The organism is Glaciecola sp. HTCC2999, from assembly GCF_000155775.1.
GTDB lineage: Bacteria > Pseudomonadota > Gammaproteobacteria > Enterobacterales > Alteromonadaceae > Opacimonas.
This window is the reverse complement of the sequence record NZ_DS989812.1, coordinates 46999-67719: the sequence shown is the minus strand read 5'-3', so window position 1 is coordinate 67719 and position 20721 is coordinate 46999. Positions and strand designations below refer to the sequence as shown.

The following is a 20721-nucleotide window of genomic DNA, read 5'->3' as shown; positions in this document are numbered from 1 at the left end:
GGTTATCGCAATTTATAAAATTAAAGGACTCGTCGTGTAATAATGATACCGACTAACATCAAACACCAAAGGGTTAGCGTTCCGCCACTAGAAGCACCTGGTGTAGCCGAAGGTGATGAAGGCGCTGGCGTTGAAGGATTAATCAAGGTATTGGCTACCGGCACTAAATCAGGGTTGGTTACCGCTGCTGCGTCAATCACCACGATATCACTGATCACCACTAAATTATCATCCGTCGGTTCAACACCATTGGTCGCATCTGCAGCGGAAAAATCTCGCAATGGTAAATCAGTAAAGGCACCGCCATAATTAAAGCGTGGTAGTTCAGCGATTGCATCAGCAACGTCCATTCCATTACCAATCACTTGCCCAATCACAGTAAAGCCTGAGTTTTGGACATCTAAATTACTGGCGTTATTGCTTACATTAATGAAAAACTGAGAAGTGGCACTGTTCGGTTCACCGGATAATTTTGCCATCGCAATCGTGCCGCGCAGATTGGAAAGCTCAGGTTCGTTAGTCACTCCGGCACCCGTAGAAATTCCTTCAGGCGGGAAACGGTTGGCATACTCAAAACCACCCATTTGGACAATAAACCCAGGTACACTGCGATGCACCACATTATTTTGATAAGCACCCGCATTTACATAGCCTAAGAAATTATCCACATTCTGCGGAGTCACTTCATCAAACAGATTAATTTGGATATTTCCCAAAGACGTGCGAACTTCTACCACAGTGGCTTGAACGTGACATGACATCACCATACAGAGGATCAATAATAACTTTGAGGACATAAGTCGCCTTAATAATATGAGTATAATGCCAAAATTATAGCCTAAACTTACCGCTAAGTGCACAGCTCAAACCAAAATTAATCCAATATATTGCAAGCTGAATTGGGATTTTGAACGTATCAACAAGTAATTAACACATCAAGTAAAAGCACAATTATGGATTTAGTATTTTTTGATTTAGACGGGACTTTATTAGATGGTAGCTCCTCGTTATCGCCATTTACCATCGAGACTTTACAGAAAATGGACGCAAACGGCATTGCCTATACCGTTGCGACGGGCAGGACCATGTTATCTGCTCGCCCTATTTTGGAGGGGCAATTTTTATCGTTACCGCATATTTATAATAACGGCGTTACATTATGGGATCCAAAACAGCAACGGGTTGAGTTTGAGAACTTACTCACCGAAAACGAGATTGATGTGATCTTAGCGATGGCGCTAGCGCATGGCATCACTCCGTTTGTGAATACTGTGGAAGCGCATTACCATGTGATTTATCACAGCCCGCCGCAACATGCGATAGAAGAGGAGCTGATCACAAAATACTTCGCTCGCTCAGCTGCCACATTAATGCCACTAGATGCCCTAGCCCATGACAGGCCGGTGACCAATATTAGTATGATTGGTGAGAATAGCCATATTAAGACGATGTGGGAACAGCTTAATCACCACCCTCACCTTATTGCATACTCGGGCCCAGCTCATGAAGGCAAAGAATATAGCTGGATGGACGTGCATCATTGCCTTGCTAATAAAGGGGCTGCAGTGCAAAAATTACGAGATGAATTAGGGGCAACGAATGTCCTGTGTTTTGGGGATAGTGATAACGATTTGAGTATGTTTGAGATTGCCGATGAGTGTTACGCACCAGACAATGCCAAATCATTTATCAAAGAAAAGGCCACCAAAGTGATTGGCCATAACCATGATGATGGTGTGGCGAAGTTTTTGCGGGAGCGGTTTGGTTTGTGATCAGAAGTAGTAAGTCATTCCAATGCTCAACTCTCCATAGGGATGAGCAAAAAACTTGGCTGTTTTTGGGGTATATAAAATAGGTTGAATGCCTTGTAAGTAATGTTGGTAGGCGATACCTGAAACGTTGATTGATAATCTCTCGATAAGCTCAGTTTGATACCCTAATTTAATATATGTGTTTTGCTTGTACTGTTGGTCCGATTCATAGTCTAACTTCTCTGAATAGAGTAGACCGATTTGTCCATAAATACTTCCGTCACCTACCTTGTAAGCAGACTCAACACTGATGTCTAAAGTAATATCATACCAAGCAGTTTGCTGTGGTAGCTCTGCTTGTAAATCGCTAATAATCTTTCTTAAGCTCTGACCTTGTAGCTGACTGTCTAGTAAAAAGTCTGATGTTAAAGCAAATAATGGTGACTCAGTGTGATGTTCAACTTGATGAATCGACAGTACGGTATTAATTGAATGCTTATATTCATTGGTATAATAATTTAGGGTGTGAGTCAACTTAGCATATATAGCTGAAGCAGAAGAATCTAAAACAGGCAGATATCTTCTGCTGCCCGTTTGCTCTAAGAAATCACCATCTAATAATCTAAAATCTGCATTATCACAGCTCCCTCCTAATAGAACATTCCCTCGCTGTACACAGTCTAGCGATATTTCTTCTTGTTCAATAATGCCTACATTTAACGAAAATTGATGCTTCCGATCCCAATTGAATTTGGATAAATAAAGTTCATATTGAGTAAATGTATTTTCAATCGATAATGGCTCTACAGGTCTCGAAATATTGCCGACTTCATGACTTATACTTCCGCCAAACTCATGAGATGAGCCAATGTAAGTGTAGCCAAATTGATTTCGATATAATTCTTCCGGAATTGAAGATGTATTAATTTTATCTAAATAGTTTACAAAATCTAAACCTTTACTAAAGTGATCTATTTTTATATCAATTTTATGTTCAGCTGAGTGAACATATATTGAAATAAACCAAGTCATAAATACAAGTAATGTCACTTTAGAATGTGAGATCATTAAATTATAAACCATAGGTAAAGCGTAACTGTGCTATCTGATACTGTACCATCTCATCAACCGATGTATCTGGTGCGATACTTATACGTACTAAGTTGCTATTATCGATATCAATGAAATTACCCAAATCAAAACGAAACTCCTGCCAATCTGAATTGGGCACTAACCCATCTAAATTAGCAGAAAAACCTTGCACCGCAACACGACCATCTGATGACTCAAAACGTACTTCAAAGTCAGGTACCAGGCCACTCAACACCTTCATCGAGAAGATGAGTTCGCCGCCGTTATTGCTCGCCTCATAAAAGTCTATTGTACTGCCATCACCACCATTGGCAGGGTCAGTCGTAAAGCCAAAGTTTGGAATAGTAGATACACCAGCCTCAACTTCAAAGTACGCTGTCTGATAACCAGAATCATCACCCATTCGGCCAAATTCATCATTATCACCAAACAAGTTCCAACCCATCGCAACGTCATATTCCAATAAGTTGTGTTCGATATTAGTTACATCGTAAGAAGTTAAAGTACTGTTTGAAGGCTCTTCTTCAAATAAATCTTCGCATACTTGAGATGTATCATCAGATAACTCGGCAATAGGGTTAGGTTGTGTCGACTCAAATTCAATAACATCAAATTCATTAATAAATTCAGCATCTATGTCTTTGATAACAAATAAGTATTTGCCGTTGATTAGAATAAACACATCGTCAGAATATTTACCAATCCCCTGTTCAATCGAAATTTCAGATTTAAATAACCCGCCAGCTAATCCAAGCTGATCGGTACCATCTTCAAAATCCATTATCAAATCAGCATTTTCCGGACATTGAGTTGCATAAACTAAACGTGTGACAAATAGATCAGTTCCACCGGTTTGAGTTTCATCTGTCATATCTGGGGTCGTGTAGCTATTAGCACTGTCATCATCACCCCATAAGATATCTTGGCCTAAACCGCCGTCTAATTCATCATCACCTGCATTACCGTATAAGATATCATCACCAGCACCTCCAAATAACAAATCCGCGCCATCATTATCGTCTGAGCTCCAGTTAGCCGTGCCATACGCACCATAAATGACATCATCACCAGCAAGACCATATACTTCATCTGAGCCTAAGCCTGCGTAAATAATGTTCGCAGTATCATCGCCAGTGAGTACATCGTCTTGCTTAGTACCTTGGATATTTTCAAAACCTGAAGTTGGTGCGCTATTGAGAACATAGTCCACACCATAAACGACATCATTAGGCACTCTGAAAATCAACCAATCGATACCTGTACCACCATTTAACGCAGTATCCGACTCATAACTACGATTCATTGTATTTGAGTCCATCAACTCTATTCCAGCAGAGGAATAGTCAATGCCTTCATCATACATCACATATAAGAAGTCATCATCAGCACCTAAATCGACACTATCGGCACCATAAGCACCTAATAAATTAACTAAATCTTGGCCACTTCCAAGACTAATTGTCAAATCAGCACTCAAGTTCATATAGCTTGACGCATTAACACTGTCGTCTAACTGAGTACCTGTCACCGTTATATCATTAGTTAAATCAAGTAGGTCTTTTATTTGTGAATCAAAATTATTAAACAATGACAAATCAAAGTTCGCACCTTGAGTATCAGAAAATGGATACAGTACAACAGCATTACTGACGCTAGATACATAAGCACTCGTTATTGAACTATTAAACCCAAAAGTATCAGAACTTTGTGGGGTATGTTGTGCCACACTTTGATAATACGCCGCGTCGGTTGCATTATATCCTTGGCTAATCGCCTCATAAGACACGCCCGCTATCTCAAAATGCTCAATGTTCTTAAAGCGCACCACCAAACTATCATCAGCACGACTTAACACCGTATAGTCACCGTCTGCAGAGGTCACCAAATCAGTCACATCAGTGATCCCTGATACATTGATCTGCAACTTATCATCACCTGAACTGCCATCGATAAGTTTGCTTCCAAGACCATTTACTTCAAACGTATCATTACCAATACTGCCATAAGCTTCATCATCACCAGCACCCGTTACGAAGTAATCATCTCCGGCTTCACCCAATAACAGGTCATCACCAGCACCACCATCAAGGGTGTCATTACCTAAACCACCGGCTAATTTATCATCCCCTGCATCGCCATAAAGAAGATCATTGGCAGCTTGGCCATAGAGATGATCATTCCCATCGCCTCCACGCAGCGTATCGATGTCACGTCCACCAATGACTTTATCATTCGCGCCACCGGCATCCACTTCATCCACACCATTTCGTGTGGCAATGAGTTCAGAGGCATCGGTTCCGACAAAGGTATCAGCTTGTTGAGTGAGTATCACGATGTCCGCATTCGGGAATTGAGCTGTCGTTTCTAAACCAAATGGGTCAGTTACCGTCTGCGCAGCGAGAGATATTGCAGTATCGATCCCGTCAGCAATCAACATTGTTAATTCACTGTCAGATATCGCCAGTTCACCATCAGTAAAACCAGCTAACACCGCATCAAAATCCACATAACGAATAGCCGTAACCAAAATAGTCAGCTCTGTAGCAAAGTTATTTATTTCTGAGCCAGATGTGTCGATTGCATTAATACGAGCGGCTATCTCACGCATAAAGTGATTGATAACCGTCTCACTTGCTTTAACATTGTTTTGGTAAATATCACTGCTGTTATTTACAAAATACTCTTCCGTTGTAAAACCTGTGACATCACTAAATGTAGATTGACCATTTAATGTATCTAGAATCGTTAAGACTGACTCAGATGATTTTGCTTTTAATTGATTGACTAAGCTTTGTACTAAACGATCATTTTGTTCAATATCTAATATCCCATCGATATCGAACAACTCAAAACGTGCACTACGCTTAACTAACTCAACATCAGCATTCGAATCAAGAGAAATACTGAAGTAAGTCGTGTTATCAACCACCTCGTTATCTACTAGTGGCAATTTAAACTGAGTAGATGTTGTAAACGCAGGTACAGTGATCACGCCCGATGTCTGACTAAAGCGTCCCATATCACCAGGTAAAGGATTAATCGTGTAAGTAAACGACGTAGCACTTGATAATCCTTGTGATAAACGCAATGTCCCATAAGCGTCACTTTCAGAAACTTTAGCATCATCAACATAAGCACTGACATTATGTGAATCTGATAGTGTGAACGGCATAGTTATTGAAGTTAAAGCCGTCTCATTACTATCAATGAGAGGCGAATCGGATAACGTAATTTGGAGATAGTAGTTCCCTTCATCAAAATAACGCTCTGGATTCAAACCAACTTTAGCCAGGTTTTGAGAAATATAAGCAGTTAATTTAAGCTGAAGACTTGCAGGTGTCACATCGTCAGCCGCGCTGAATTTAAGCGTATCAGCAGTTTCATTCGCAAACTCACGTTCAATCGCGACACCACTACTATCAATAAAGACGACCGGTACTTGTTGTACTGGTGCTTTTAACGTGATCTCATTACCGTCTGACGCCCATTCAAAAACTGCTTCCGCGGTAATCGCTCTTTCATTAACATCGCGCTGTGCATTCTCACCATCAAAAATAGTGGTCGTTACCGAAAGTGATCCAGACGCGCCCGCCTCAGGGATCGCATCTAAGAATAGATTAAATGACGGCACAACACCTTGTGACTCAGTATTCACAATATTTTGTAAATTACTTAAATCCAGCACCGGTGCTTGTTGATCCAGTGACAGTGTATTACCTGATACCGATGGATATAAGTAATGACGATTGCTTTGGGTGCCATCAATATAATCAACCACTTCAACTGGACGCTCAGCTAAAATAAACCCACTAGGCAACTCAGGCGTGTTAGTCACAACTGAAGATAGCGTATCAAAGAACTGTTCATGCCCCAGTGCAGAGAGATAGTCTGAATCAAGTGGTGCTTGATTAAAACCACTGTATTGAGACTGCAACTGTGATAACTCGGCAGAGTGCTGATAAGCAAACCAGGCGCCAGTGAAATTACCCAGCGTCATTAAATACATTTGTTGCTGGAAGTACGCTTTCGCTGCGAGCACATCAGAATCATCATCACTTTGCATTAAAGCAATAGGATCTACACCAAGTAAACTGGCATTTGGTAAATCAGCAAGGTCGAGATTAAGAAGAGATGCTACTCTTTGATTTGCAGCATCTACTGAAAGTCCATAATCCTGCCCTAGCATTCTACCGACTAATGTTGAGACCGGTGTAAGTACAAAATTCTCATCAACGATTGGCGGAGCATCAAGCATTGCTCCCAATACTTCATTTGCACCAATATCAAAACCACTATTGACCACTCGAACGCGTGCATTGCGGCTATTGGAATCCAGTGCCAGTTCAAATTGACCATTGATATCTGACGTTGTGCGAGGCTCAGACGGATCTAGGGTGCCATTATTATTAATATCCTGGAATACCGTCGCGCCAGCCACATAACTATCTACTATTTTTCCAAGTACGACTGTAGAAGGTTCGTTTACTGTAATAGTAAAGACTTCTTCCGCGACAATATTATTACTAAAGTCATATACATTAATTTGGACTTGATACTGGTTTGCATCTGAATTATCGGCCACAAACACAGACGTGTTTTTGAAACGGATCTCTCCTGTTAGCGGATTAATTACAAATTCTTCTGCATCTCCCATCGCAGCGAACGCAAAACTATAACGATTACCGACAGATGCAAATAAGGATGGTACTTGGATGTCACCCGCTACAACACTGATTTCACGTGCCTCAATAAACGTTGGCTCTACAGGAGTGGCTGACTGCCCTCCAACAGAGAACGTGACTGCAGGTAGCTTATATCGAGTGGTTGAATCCGTTAAGAAAAAGACATTATCTTGTGTCAATTCTATGCTTACTTCGTCGTTTAAGGCAGAAAAATCAAACAATAGCTCAACCGAGGTGCGCGCATCATTCCAAACGACACTGTCCAGAATCACATCGTTATTATTCACAGAAAACTGCGGTAATTGTGCATATGCGTTTAACGCATTATCAAAAGTAATGGTTACTGACGCTTCTGTTACTTCTACCTCAAACTCTTCATAAGGAAGTGTAACTTGGTCGCGAAGCGCATTGGCACTGGCCATGATGTCTGATTCACCAGCGGTATGTGTGACAGCCTCAATCTCAAGCGCTGATTCACCATTGACCATAAAATCTTGAATACTTGCAGTTGCAGCATAAAATTGTCCATCCGAATCATCACGGAAATAAGCGTAAATATCGTCACCTAACAAGACTAAATTTTGAATACCAGAACTGCAATTTCCGTCAATACACTCATAATAATCTTGAGGTAAATAAGGGTTACCCTGTAAATAATCAAAGCGCACAGAAGTTGAGTTATAGTCTTCTAATAGCGCACACTGCTGTGACTGAGAATTTAATTCATATAAGCAAAATCCTAGACGATGAGGCTCAGGAGTATACAGACGAATAAGCCCTGTATCTGTGACTTGTCTTATATCATCGGTATAGTCAATAGGATTGAGTGGAGCAGGATTTGCTGATAAATAATTCTCAACGGCTTCTTCTGGAATGACAAATGAGCGTGCTTCCTCGACCCCATCGACTAAAGCAGTGTATTCAACAGTGACATCTCCAGTTGTATTAGCCGTAGGAATGTAATCCCATACCGAAAAACGGTTATCAACGATAATGTATCCTTGTTCGTTATCAAGCGAGTATACTGTTGACGCTGAATAAGGCTGGCCAGCAACGGTCTGTACTGGTGTTTTGGCATTCATTCCGTATTTATGAAGCACATAATTATCCGCAAAATCAAAGTTACGGTATACCATGCCACTGCCCGTGCCACTTGAAGGTTGATCGTCAAAACCATTTCTAGCGGCTTGGGACATCTCTATACGATATTGACCATCATTACTAGTGAGTAATTTAGGTGTGTCGCCTTCATAGAAATCGACGTATGACCATGTTCTATTGAATGGATCGACGATAGTTTCAATACCGCCACCTTCCATCTCAGGTGCCGCGACAAACTCAGAACCAGTCCATCGGATAGCCCGTTGACCGACAAATACAACATCATCTAACTGTGATACTTGTCCTGCCGCGTTACTTAAAATGTCGGATTCAGTACCAGTAAAAACAATTTCTTGAGTGGAAACATTTATCACTGAAATGTTCGGTCCAACATAAGAGCCAGAATCAAAATGATAATATCCAGCCACATAATAAACATGTTCGTCGTCTAACCAACCGGCACCACCGAAATTAATATCAAAATTACTCTCAAATGGTGAACCATTAGGTAATTGTGATACTTCGTAACTAGGGCTGAGCAAATAAAGCCCATTATTACTGCCGGTAAAAATAGCAGTATTATCAGATCTAAACTGAATACCTTTTAGTTGGAATGATATACGTGAACTTGACATTAATTGAACAGGCGTAGGCTCTGGAGCATCAGTCCCCAGTGCACAAGTGAAATTGTTAGTCTCATTTTCAACAACGTATAAATTACAAGTTTCTTCAGGTAGATTTGAAAGTGACTGTTGAACCCGTGGTGAAGTAACTAAATATGTGTACTTCCCATCTGGAGTAGCAATTGTTTCAGCTACGAAGAAACCCTCTGAAGACAAAATAGCATCAGAAACTGGCACACCATCTACATCCACACTATTCACATTGGTCGTATTTGCTAGCGAAAGCGAAGCGTCTTGTGCAAATGCCGTTGGGATGATTAACTCAAAATGAGAAGGCTGAGGAGTTTTCGCTTTTTTCCATGCAATATCACCAGTAGTTGCCTCGCTTATTGACTCAGATATACCGGCATTAGCCACACAACCAAGGTTAAATTTGGCTGCCTTTGTGATAGACGCATCATTGGGAGCAGTGTCATACACATCAGGTATACCATCAGAATCACTATCAATAGATTCATCCAATGTAACTTCTAAACCACAGTTTGCATATGGGTCAAAATCTATAGTTTCACTTACAATAAGAGAATCACCAATTGAGCCATTAGAAATGGTAATCGTTAATGCAGCATTAAATGGGAACGCATCGATTTCATCTAAAACACCATCGTTGTCATCATCTAAATCAGCATTATTCCCAATTCCGTCTAAATCGAAATCAACTGATTCACTCGGATCAGTAGGAAATAAATCGTTATAATCGGTAACACCATCTTGATCGGTATCAATTAATGTACATCCATTTATTGTAGGATTTTCTTCTTCAGTAAAACTTTCTTGAGAAGTCGTTCCATCCGTAAACTCTCGACGAACAGTGTATGAGTTATCTGAAGCACGGTCGATAACAACTCGAGTTCCATCCTCATCTACTGTGTTTTGACTTCTAGAGATATAGGAAGCATTCGCAATATCGGTTTCGCAGAATGTTTTAGGTAAACTATCAACATAGTCAACTAACTGTTGTGGATTTAATGAATTAATAGTTTGTGCAAAATCAGTCCACCCCGGCAATTGTTGTTTAGCAGTCGCATAGTCAAACATAAACTGAGCACCTTGCCCTTCATTTTCTGACTCTCTTTGGTTCCAGAAAACGTAACGTGTTTGCGTAGATTCTTCAAACGATGCAAACTGACAATCCTCAATATTATTTGATAAACCATCATAAGTAGTCAGATTGACTACTTCATATTCCTCATTGCCAACAGCATAGGTTATTTGTTCTTGATAATTACATTGATATGGAGACGTATCGCCTCCTCTTGATTCAATTTCTTTATTGAGACCATAACCAAATCTTGGATCGTTTTGACTAAAACTTCCGTTTCTTTCAGCTTGATAGATAAGACGTATATCGGATTCTAAATCATCGCTGATTTTCATTAATTCAACAAATGTCTTATCGCCATCATTATATGCTTTGTCTCGATACCAAGCGTTCGGGTATAGATCATCACCGTCCATCGAAGTGAACACATAATAATTGACTTCAGCATAACTGGCTTCTGGATATTGCTCACGTAAAGCTGCTGTTTCTGCAAAACTTTTCTTTAACCCTTTAACAATTAAAGTCGCCTTTTCAGATATATCTGAATTATTATCGGCAATAAAATCGCTAAATATCTGGCTTGCCGGAATGTTGTAATGTCTAACTATGTTAGCTATTGAGATTTCAATGGCTTGATCAATATTTTCAATCGTATTGAGATTGCTGCGGACCAATTCACAAGATAGATCTGTCCCTAGTTCTTCTTCTAATAAACTCTCTATCTCAGTCCATAAAACCGATGTCAAAGGTGTGACATTGAGCTGTTCAGATACATCGATAATACCTAATGAAGGTGGCAACACCAGTTTAAAGGCTTGCTTAACTTCACCAAGATCTTCATCTACAGCACCTAAAGGAACATTAACACGAAGTGGAACAAATGCCTGACATTGAGCTTGCTCATCCGTCAGATTAAATGTGAATAAACCTTCATCCACAGTCACCGAATTTGGCTCATTGTCATCTAACACGGCATTGTAGTTTAGGTCTAAATAAACTTGGGCACCTTTTATGTATCCATCAATAACCCTACCTAAAACATTAGCAAAGACATCAGGATCTAGTGGTTCTGAATCCAAATCGTCAGCTACACCATCACCATCATCATCCGTGTCTTTATTATTTCCAATACCATCTAAGTCAGTATCAAGCGTCTCAGTAGGATCTAAAGGGAAAGCATCTTTATCATCGGTTACCCCATCACCATCATCATCGGTATCTTTGTTGTTACCAATTTTATCACCATCTGTATCGACTGATTCGGTTGCATCTAATGGGAATGCATCGTCTGTATCTAATACATCATCACCATCATCATCCGTGTCTTTATTATTACCAATACCATCTAAATCAGTATCCATCGATTCGGTTGCATCTAATGGGAACGAATCATCAGCATCTAATACACCATCATTATCGTCATCAGTATCTTTGTTATTCCCAATACCATCTTGGTCAGTATCCAGGGACTCTAATGTATCTAATGGAAACGCGTCATCAATATCTAATACGCCATCATTATCATCATCAGTGTCATTATTATTTGCAATTCCATCTTGATCAGTATCTAAACTGCTCAAAGGGTTTAATGGAAATGCATCATCTGCATCGGCTACACCATCACCATCATCATCGGTATCTGTGTTATTTCCTATGCCGTCTTGGTCGGTGTCTAGTGTTTCAGACTCATCAAGTGGTAGCGCGTCCAGTGCGTCGTCAACACCGTCTCCATCATCATCATTGTCAGTGTTATTGCCAATACCATCTAAATCAGTATCAACCGATTCTGTCGCATCAAGTGGGAACGCATCATTATTATCTGAAACTCCATCATTATCATCATCATTATCAACATTATTTCCGATGGTATCTTGGTCTGTATCTAACGTTTCAGTCGCATCAAGCGGAAAAGCATCATTAGCATCTAATACACCATCGCCATCATCATCAGTGTCAGCATTGTTACCAATACCATCTAAATCAGTATCAACTGATTCAGTGGCATCATTGGGGAACGCATCAGAAAAGTTAGGTATGCCATCGTTATCAGAATCAACCACCACCGTCTGATTAATCGTTTCTGATGCATCTTCAAACTCTTCTACCGAAATATCACCTGAGACGACATTTTTAATTTGTGTAGGTAATGACTCTTGTACCACAACTACAATTTGCACAATCTCAGATGTAGTAATTAAATCTTGGTTTTTCTCTACAGCATCATTAGTGCTCGCGACTGTTTGTGCGATCGCTTTAATCACATCCGTATCAATATTGGTAGTGGATGATTCAGTGACAATTGACGTTAATACATTTTCAATCGTTTCTGGCTGGCTTAGCTTGGATAAGACTGATAAATCAGTAGATTGGGTAATAACATTAGCTACAGACACTAGGACAGCCGCAGTATCTTGGCCGGTGATGGCTTTAGCGGTATTAATCACAGAAATAATTTGGGTATTTAACACTTGGGATTGTTGAGCTTTTTCTGAGTTGTCTTCAGCATCTTCCCATGTATCTGTTTGAAGTAAATCAGCAACGGATAATCCTTCACCTACGTTATCTAATAATGATTGAACAGTTTCTGGTGAAGATAATGCGACAAGCGTCGATATCGGCGAGACATTCGCAAAGGCTGTTTGTTCATTGAGTGGAAAAGCAAACACCGTATCGGTAAGGACTTTATTAGATACTGTATCCGTTCCACCTACTGACACTAATTTAGCACCCGAAGGCACGGCTTGTTTTAAACTAAAGTAACCATCCGCGTTGGATTCAAAAAAAGGTTCATTATCATCTAAGGCTAAATTGTTGTTGATATCTAAAAAGACTTTTGCTCCGGAGACCGGCCCGTCAATAATACGCCCTTCTAAAGCATCTTTAATAATAAGTTGTAAACGTTGGTTGGTAGTATCCGTTCCATCAGATGCACTAATAACAATATCTAAAATGTTATCATTATTATCTTGTGTTAATAATTCATAATCTAAAGCTGAAGTTAAGGACAACACATTGCTTGAAGTGAGCGTAAATAATTGAGCATCATCGCCTGATAAGGACACCGTGATATTATCGCCATCAGCGTCGGCGACTAGTACGTCAGTTGAAAACGACTCCCCTTCAAATAGCTCGAATTCTTCATTAAGCGTAATCGTAGGCGCTTGATTTGTAGGAGTAGGAGTCGGTGGATTAGTTGGGGTGTTATTATTGGAACCACCACCTCCACAAGAGGACACAAATAACGTTATTAATGCAGCTTGAATAATTCTCACGATTACTTCCAAAATTAAAAACAATATTGATAATGTAATATATCAATCAAATCAGTGTTTATCACTAAGAAAGTTTCCTAAGAATATTTCTTAGAGATAAGGATGCAGTACTGTTACAATATCGAAGAAAAAGGCTTAGAGACAAAGTAAAAAATGTTGAACATATTATAAAGCCAGTCTAGCTCACGCACAGCCAATCTTAACGTCGTGCACGTATCTGACGTCCACTGATTAAACCAATTAATACCAACCACCAAAGCGACAGTGACCCGCCACTCGAGCCGCCCGCTGAGCCTGAGGTAGAGGGTGTTGGAGAAGATAATAACGTATTCGGAACAGGCACAATATCTGGGTTAGTCACTGTTGCTGCATCAATCACCACGACATCACTGATCACGACTAAATTGTCATCATTCGGTTCGACCCCATTGTTGGCATCTGTTACAGAAAAATCGCGCAACGGTAAATCAGTAAAGGCACCACCATAATTAAAGCGTGGTAGTGCAGCGAGCGCATCAGCAACCTCCATCCCATTCCCAATCACTTGCCCAATCACAGTAAAACCCGAGTTTTGCACATCTAAATTACTGGCATTATTACTTAAATTAATAAAAAACTGAGAAGTGGCACTGTCTGGATCGCCTGATAATTTGGCCATCGCCACCGTGCCGCGCAGATTAGATAATTCAGGTTCATTGGTGACACCCGCGCCCGTTGAAATAGCTTCAGGTGGGAAACTATTGGCATATTCAAAGCCCCCCATTTGGATAATAAAACCCGGAACACTGCGGTGTACCACGTTATTTTGATAAGCACCGGCATTGACATAGCCTAAGAAATTATCCACATTTTGTGGTGTCGCTTCATCAAATAAATTAATTTGGATATTGCCTAACGAGGTGCGCACTTCCACTACAGTCGCCTGCACATAACCTGACACCAACAAGCTGATGATAAATAATAACTTAAATGACATAAATTGCCTTTTCATAGAATTGTAATGACAAAAGTATATCATCTAACATAATGTAAACGAACACTATTACGGTGCTAACAACACGAATGCGGTTTAATTAAAGCCTAATCCGTCTTTTCACCGTATAGTTAATTATTCAGCTCACCAATAAAAGCACAATTATGGATTTAGTATTTTTTGATCTCGATGGCACCCTATTAAATGGCGCTTCTTCCCTTTCACCATTTACCCTAGATACGTTAAGCCGCATGGACGCTAAGGGGATCGCTTACACTGTCGCCACAGGCAGAACCATGGTCTCTGCTCGTCCTATTCTAGCCGGCCAATTTTTATCCCTGCCACATATTTATAATAACGGGGTGACCCGTTGGGATCCTCAGCAGCAACATGTCGCATTTGAGAATTTACTCACCGAAACCGAAATTAATGTGATACTCGCCATGGCTGTTGAACACGGTATTACGCCATTTGTGAATACCGTAGACGCTCATCAGCATGTGATTTACCACAGCACACCACAGCATGATGTAGAAACCAAACTGATTAATGAGCATTTTGCACGCTCAAAAGCGACATTAATGCCATTAGACGCATTAACGCATGATATACCGGTCACTAACATCAGTATGATTGGTGAAAACAGCCATATTAAGGCCATGTGGACGCAGCTTAATCACCACCCGCATCTAATTGCTTATTCAGGCCCCGCTCATGAAGGCAAAGATTATAGCTGGATGGATGTGCATCATTGTTTGGCTAACAAAGGCAGCGCAGTACAGAATTTACGTGATGAATTAGGCGCGAGTAATGTGATTTGTTTTGGTGATAGTGATAACGATATCAGTATGTTTGAAATAGCAGATGAGTGCTATGCACCCGATAATGCCAAGGATTTTATCAAAGATAAAGCCACTTCGGTGATTGGGCATCATGATGATGATGGGGTGGCTAAATTTTTAATTGAGCGCTTTGATTTATAAAGTAATTAATATCTACTACTTCGTGGTATTCAATAACATTAGTAGATCTTAAAGGCCCATGGGTGATGTATCTGATGGAATCTGGTTATGGTATGAAGTTGATTGGCTGGCAGATAAGTTGGTGTGTCAATATGTTATCAATAAAAAACCACCCAAGATTTCTCTAAGATGGCTTTCTTAACACCGTAAAACAATTACTTTTTAAAGTTGACGACTTTATCAGAATCTTGAATATCAGGGCTATGCTTTCTATTTTGGAACGCGTCGTAGACCAAATCAGCTATAGGATCATTAGGATGATAACCCGTTGGTGCAGATTGTAGTATTTCTCTTATTTTCGCGTGCTCAAAATTATGACAGGCTGAATCAAGTTGTTCGATGATATCGTTAAGCTTTGTCCACGGTAACATGATCTCTTGAGCGGTCATAATCCGTGCGTGATTGGTTTTTTGAACATCATCACCAATCAATAACTCTTCATAGAGTTTTTCACCAGGGCGAAGTCCTGTACATTTGATTTCAATATCACCATGAGGGTTATATATATCTTTCACTTCTAAACCGGATAAACGGATAATTTTCACTGCTAAATCACGGATCTTTACCGGCTCACCCATGTCTAATACAAATACATCACCGCCCTTACCCATCGCACCCGCTTGGATCACTAACTGAGCCGCCTCAGGAATTGTCATAAAGTAACGTGTAATATCTTCGTGGGTAAGTGTAACTGGACCACCTTCTTTAATTTGGCGCCTAAATAATGGCACCACTGAGCCAGAAGAGCCGAGTACATTACCAAAACGCACCATCGTAAAACGTGTTGTATCTTGATTTTTTGATAATGCTTGTAATACAAGCTCAGCCATGCGTTTAGTTGCCCCCATGATATTGGTGGGACGCACCGCTTTATCGGTAGACACTAAAACAAAATTAGGGACACCAGCTTTTACAGCTGCGCGTGCTGCATACATTGTCCCAAAGATATTATTGCGCACACCTTCAACAATATTATTCTCGACTAACGGAACATGTTTATATGCTGCAGCGTGATAAACTGTTTCAACATTAAACGCTTCCATTACATTTTCTAAGCGATTTATGCGTTGTACTGACCCGATTAAAGGGCAAATTTCAACATCAAGTTGTCGATCACTATTGATTCTTTCTAAGCCTTGATGGATAGAATAAAGTGCAAATTCAGATAGTTCATATAGCACCAACTTCTTAGGGCGCTGTTTAATAATTTGACGGCATAATTCTGAACCAATTGAGCCACCTGCACCGGTTACCATTACCACTTGACCGAAAATATTTGCGGACATAAGTTCAGCTTCGGGTGGAACAGGATCTCGACCGAGTAGATCTGACGTGGTCAACATATTTCGGACAACCCAGTTAAGCAACTTTTTGTAGTTTTACCATTTCCTGCTCATACTGATTTGGGCTTTGATACCCCAGATATGAATGCAGTCTATAGCTGTTATAGAACATCGTGATGTAATTCAAGATATCCTGTTGTGCTTCGTATCGAGTTTGGTAGTTTCGCCAATGAACCCGTTCGTTTTTCAAGCTGCCGAAGAAACTTTCAGCAACGGCATTATCCCAACAATCGCCTTTTCTGCTCATGCTGCCAACTAGGCCATGAGCGTTAAGTAATTTACGATACTCGTGACTGGCATATTGCGAGCCACGGTCGGTATGCACAATTAATCCTTTCTCTGGTTTTCGCTGCCATATTGCCATTCTCAGCGCGTCAATTACCAGCTTTGCTTTCATCCTTGAGCTCATGCTCCAACCAACGATTTTACGCGAGTACAAATCAATCACGATGGCTAAGTACAACCAACCTTCTCGCGTCCATATGTAAGTAATATCAGAAACATACGCTTTGTTAGGCGCATCCACAGTAAACTCACGATTGAGCACATTATCAAACAACGGCTTGTTATGGTTACTGTCTGTTGTCACCTTATATTTCTTGCGATAACGAACCCACACCTTGGCTTCAAGCATTAGCTTCTTCGCCTTTTGGCGACTCACTGGATAGCCTAAACAATTCAGGGCATGCTTCATTCTGCGGCTGCCATACGTGTTATCACTAGCGACAGCTATCTTTTTCACCCACTCGATCATATCAGCATGAGTAGGGTCTATTTCTTGTTCTATCTTCGCCCAACGGTAAAAGCCGCTGCGCTTCACCCCTAACAATTGACACATTCTGTCAACGGGATAGGTCTTCTTATTTTGGGCAATGAAGCGGTACTTTACTTCATTTCTTTGGCAAAAAAGACCGTTGCTTCCTTTAAAATGTTTTTGTCCATTTCAAGCTGGCGAACCTTTGCTCTCAGTTGCCTAATTTCTTCTTGCTCTGGCGTCAGCTTGCCATTACCACGAAACGCCTGACCATCATTATCTTGTTCGTGTTCTTTCATCCAACGGGTAATCAGATTTGGATTAATCTCCAAGCTTCTTGCCGCTTCAGCTCGACTGAACTTCTGATCAACCACTAGGCTGATAGCGTCTAACTTAAATTCTTTTGAATATTTTTTTCTAGCATTCATAATGCACTCCAGTTTTGAGAATTATCTCTTATCTAGAGTGTCCGAATCAAATCTACCACCTCAATTAGCTTCAAATAAAATATTCAACATATTATTCAATTCCATTTAATCACCTAAACTATAGCACATTATGAGGGTTCACTAAATAATTACATTTAACCTGTATCAACGTTTTTTAATGATAAATGATAAAATGTATTCTGTATCTAAGAAAGATTCTTAGATACATCATATTGATGAATGTGATTAACTTGGAAATAGCGGTTAACTTTTTAGGAGACTGATGCATCAATCATTACATCTTATTACACTGAGTTATCTTATAACTGTTGTTTCATACATCAATCCGGCTCGTCACCCAATAATTCTATTTTTTGACGAGTGATAGGGGCACTTATCGCCTATTAAATCATTTGGCTTTGTTTTGTCACTTTTTAAGATTTATCTGATGTACTGCCCGTTTTCAACACATCCAATTGCACGATTTTCGCCTTGTTTTTGGCAGTGTCTTGATAATCCAGTGCTGGGGTATCTTGTTTTGCCATATATAACCTATCCACAATAGGATCGTTTGGTTTATAGGCCGTAGGCGCGTCAATGAGTAAATCGCGAATAGCTTGATGGTCAAACTCATGACAAGCTCGGTCAAGTTGTTTGATGATGGTATTTAGCTCATCCCAGGAAAGCATCAACTCTTGGGCCGTCATGATACGTGGGTGTGAGGTCTCATCGACATTATCGCCAATGAGTAACTCTTCATATAACTTTTCACCAGGACGCAGACCGGTTGTGGTAATGGCGATATCCCCATGCGGATTGTGCTTATCTTTGAGCTCTAGCCCCGATAGTCGAATGAGTTTTGCCGCCAAATCATAAATTTTGACCGGCTCGCCCATATCCAGTACAAAGACATCACCGCCCTTGCCCATGGCACCTGCTTGTAACACCAGCTGCGCCGCTTCAGGAATGGTCATAAAGTAGCGGGTAATATCATTGTGAGTCAGGGTGATTGGCCCACCGTCTTGAATTTGTTTTCTGAACAAGGGCACTACCGAGCCTGATGAGCCCAGTACATTACCAAAGCGCACCATACAAAAACGCGTACTTGACTGCTCTTTAGAAAGCGCTTGTAACACAAGCTCTGCCATACGCTTGGTCGCGCCCATAATATTGGTCGGTCGAACCGCTTTATCAGTAGAGACCAATACAAAGGTCTCCACGTTGGCAGCAATCGCCGCTTGGGCGCAATACATCGTACCAAAGATGTTATTACGTACCCCTTCGACCGTATTATTTTCCACTAACGGCACATGCTTATAGGCTGCAGCGTGATAGACCGTATCGACATTAAACGCCTTCATGACATTTTCAAGGCGATTAACGCGCTGTACCGAGCCAATCAGCGGCACAATTTCAACATTGACCTGTAGACTATCTGCAAGCTCCTGAAGCTCTCTATCTATGGCGTATAAACCATACTCGGATAGCTCAAATAATACTAATGTGGTGGGGTGTAACTGAATAATTTGCCGACACAGCTCTGAGCCAATAGAGCCGCCCGCACCGGTGACCATCACCACCTTGTGATAGATATTAGCTTGCATGAGTTCACTGCGCGGTGAAATCGGATCACGACCCAGTAAATCCTCAATCTCGACATCTCTAATCTCATCTGACGATGCCCTGCCCTCAATCACATCCTTAATACCAGGAATAGTTTGCACCTGAACACCAAAGCGCTCTAACTGACTTAATATCACTTTTCGCTCGGCGCGTGTGACACTTGGCAAGGCCAATAATATTTTACGTACATGTTCTTTTTTAAGCACTTTATGTAATTGGTCCATGCCAATAACTTGGATCCCTTGGATAATGCTCTCTTGTTTTGCAGTATCATCATCAATAAACGCTACTGGTTTATAATCAGCACCGCTGGTTAAACCAATTGCCAATTGTCGCCCTGCACTGCCAGCACCATAAATGATAACAGACTGTTTTACCTCGCCTATTAGGCTGCTATAAATAGCGCGTAAAAGCAGACGCGAGCCACCGATAAGCATCAGTGCTAGCGCAAAATAAATAACAGGGACAGATTTGGGTATGCTCGCTGAAAAAAAGAAGTCACTGATCATTAAGCAGGCTGTTGAAGCAGATAGTGCGGTGACAATTGACCAGATGGCTTTGGCGGATAAGTAACGAAGGATCGCTCGGTATAAGCCAAAGTTCATAAATATAGCGACTGATACAGGGATCATGACCAAGGCGACTTGCCAGTAATCAGTCATCAAGAATATGGATGTGTTTTCCAGGCGAAGCAGCAATGCTCCCCAGAAAGCCAATAAGACAAATACCGCATCGAGGAATACTGAAATGATGCGTTTAATGGGACGAGGGGAATTTAAAATTTGCTTAATCATAACCTTCCTTCAATCTTCCTTTCCAGTTTATGAGCGCAGTATACAACACAAAAGTCTATGATTTCTCTAAGAAAAATTCTTAGTGCCTGTAAAACGTGACCATATTATAGTGCACTTACACAGAATATGGTAATTTTCATTGTTTTTCGCACATCAATTCA

At 40.7% G+C, this 20721-nt stretch carries 8 protein-coding genes and 1 pseudogene; 2 read left to right on the top strand and 7 right to left on the bottom strand.

Features of this window, described 5'->3' with window-relative positions; translation table 11 throughout:
- Window positions 1-20: 20 nt before the first annotated feature.
- On the bottom strand, window positions 21-797 hold the full coding sequence (locus G2999_RS06735) for a peptidylprolyl isomerase (RefSeq protein ID WP_010180025.1): 777 nt from the start codon (window positions 795-797) through the stop codon (window positions 21-23).
- A gap of 156 nt (window positions 798-953) precedes the next feature.
- Here G2999_RS06735 and G2999_RS06730 point away from each other — a divergent pair, with 156 nt between their 5' ends.
- The gene (locus G2999_RS06730; RefSeq protein ID WP_010180024.1) at window positions 954-1772 is read left to right on the top strand and encodes an HAD family hydrolase; all 819 of its coding nucleotides are present in this window, start codon (window positions 954-956) and stop codon (window positions 1770-1772) included.
- Here G2999_RS06730 and G2999_RS06725 read toward each other — a convergent pair whose 3' ends face one another.
- The 3 genes from G2999_RS06725 to G2999_RS06715 form a co-directional block, all read right to left on the bottom strand.
- Window positions 1773-2819, bottom strand: coding sequence for a hypothetical protein (locus tag G2999_RS06725; protein WP_156780235.1), 1047 nt, complete (start codon window positions 2817-2819; stop codon window positions 1773-1775).
- Window positions 2820-2823: 4 nt separating this feature from the next.
- Complete coding sequence (locus tag G2999_RS06720) at window positions 2824-13623, bottom strand: calcium-binding protein (protein WP_010180019.1); 10800 nt, start codon at window positions 13621-13623, stop codon at window positions 2824-2826.
- Between the two features lie 199 nt (window positions 13624-13822).
- Entirely contained in the window at window positions 13823-14599 is a 777-nt protein-coding gene (locus G2999_RS06715) for a peptidylprolyl isomerase (protein ID WP_010180018.1), read from the bottom strand.
- Window positions 14600-14760: 161 nt separating this feature from the next.
- On the opposite strand from G2999_RS06715, the gene G2999_RS06710 reads away from it, so the two are divergent.
- Window positions 14761-15579, top strand: coding sequence for an HAD-IIB family hydrolase (locus G2999_RS06710; RefSeq protein WP_010180016.1), 819 nt, complete (start codon window positions 14761-14763; stop codon window positions 15577-15579).
- 194 nt (window positions 15580-15773) lie between these two features.
- Here G2999_RS06710 and G2999_RS12065 read toward each other — a convergent pair.
- The 3 genes and pseudogenes from G2999_RS12065 to G2999_RS06690 form a co-directional block, all read right to left on the bottom strand.
- Window positions 15774-16946: pseudogene (locus G2999_RS12065) on the bottom strand (UDP-N-acetylglucosamine 4,6-dehydratase family protein); the annotation flags it as partial.
- A 31-nt stretch (window positions 16947-16977) separates the two neighbouring features.
- Window positions 16978-18143 (bottom strand): IS3-like element ISApr1 family transposase gene (locus G2999_RS06700; protein ID WP_076611658.1). Its coding sequence is split into 2 segments (ribosomal slippage): window positions 16978-17897 and window positions 17897-18143, totalling 1167 coding nucleotides; the frame shifts between segments, so codons are not numbered across the junction.
- A gap of 434 nt (window positions 18144-18577) precedes the next feature.
- Window positions 18578-20560: a nucleoside-diphosphate sugar epimerase/dehydratase gene (locus tag G2999_RS06690; RefSeq protein WP_010180011.1), complete on the bottom strand. Its 1983-nt coding sequence runs from the start codon at window positions 20558-20560 to the stop codon at window positions 18578-18580.
- Between the last annotated feature and the right edge of the window lie 161 nt (window positions 20561-20721).

What these genes read in the sequence shown, in the direction of transcription:
- G2999_RS06735 (WP_010180025.1), bottom strand. Translation starts at nt 797, where the DNA reads ATGTCCTCAAAGTTATTATTGATCCTCTGTATGGTGATGTCATGTCAC.
- G2999_RS06730 (WP_010180024.1), top strand. Translation starts at nt 954, where the DNA reads ATGGATTTAGTATTTTTTGATTTAGACGGGACTTTATTAGATGGTAGC.
- G2999_RS06725 (WP_156780235.1), bottom strand. Translation starts at nt 2,819, where the DNA reads ATGATCTCACATTCTAAAGTGACATTACTTGTATTTATGACTTGGTTT.
- G2999_RS06715 (WP_010180018.1), bottom strand. Translation starts at nt 14,599, where the DNA reads ATGTCATTTAAGTTATTATTTATCATCAGCTTGTTGGTGTCAGGTTAT.
- G2999_RS06710 (WP_010180016.1), top strand. Translation starts at nt 14,761, where the DNA reads ATGGATTTAGTATTTTTTGATCTCGATGGCACCCTATTAAATGGCGCT.
- G2999_RS06690 (WP_010180011.1), bottom strand. Translation starts at nt 20,560, where the DNA reads ATGATTAAGCAAATTTTAAATTCCCCTCGTCCCATTAAACGCATCATT.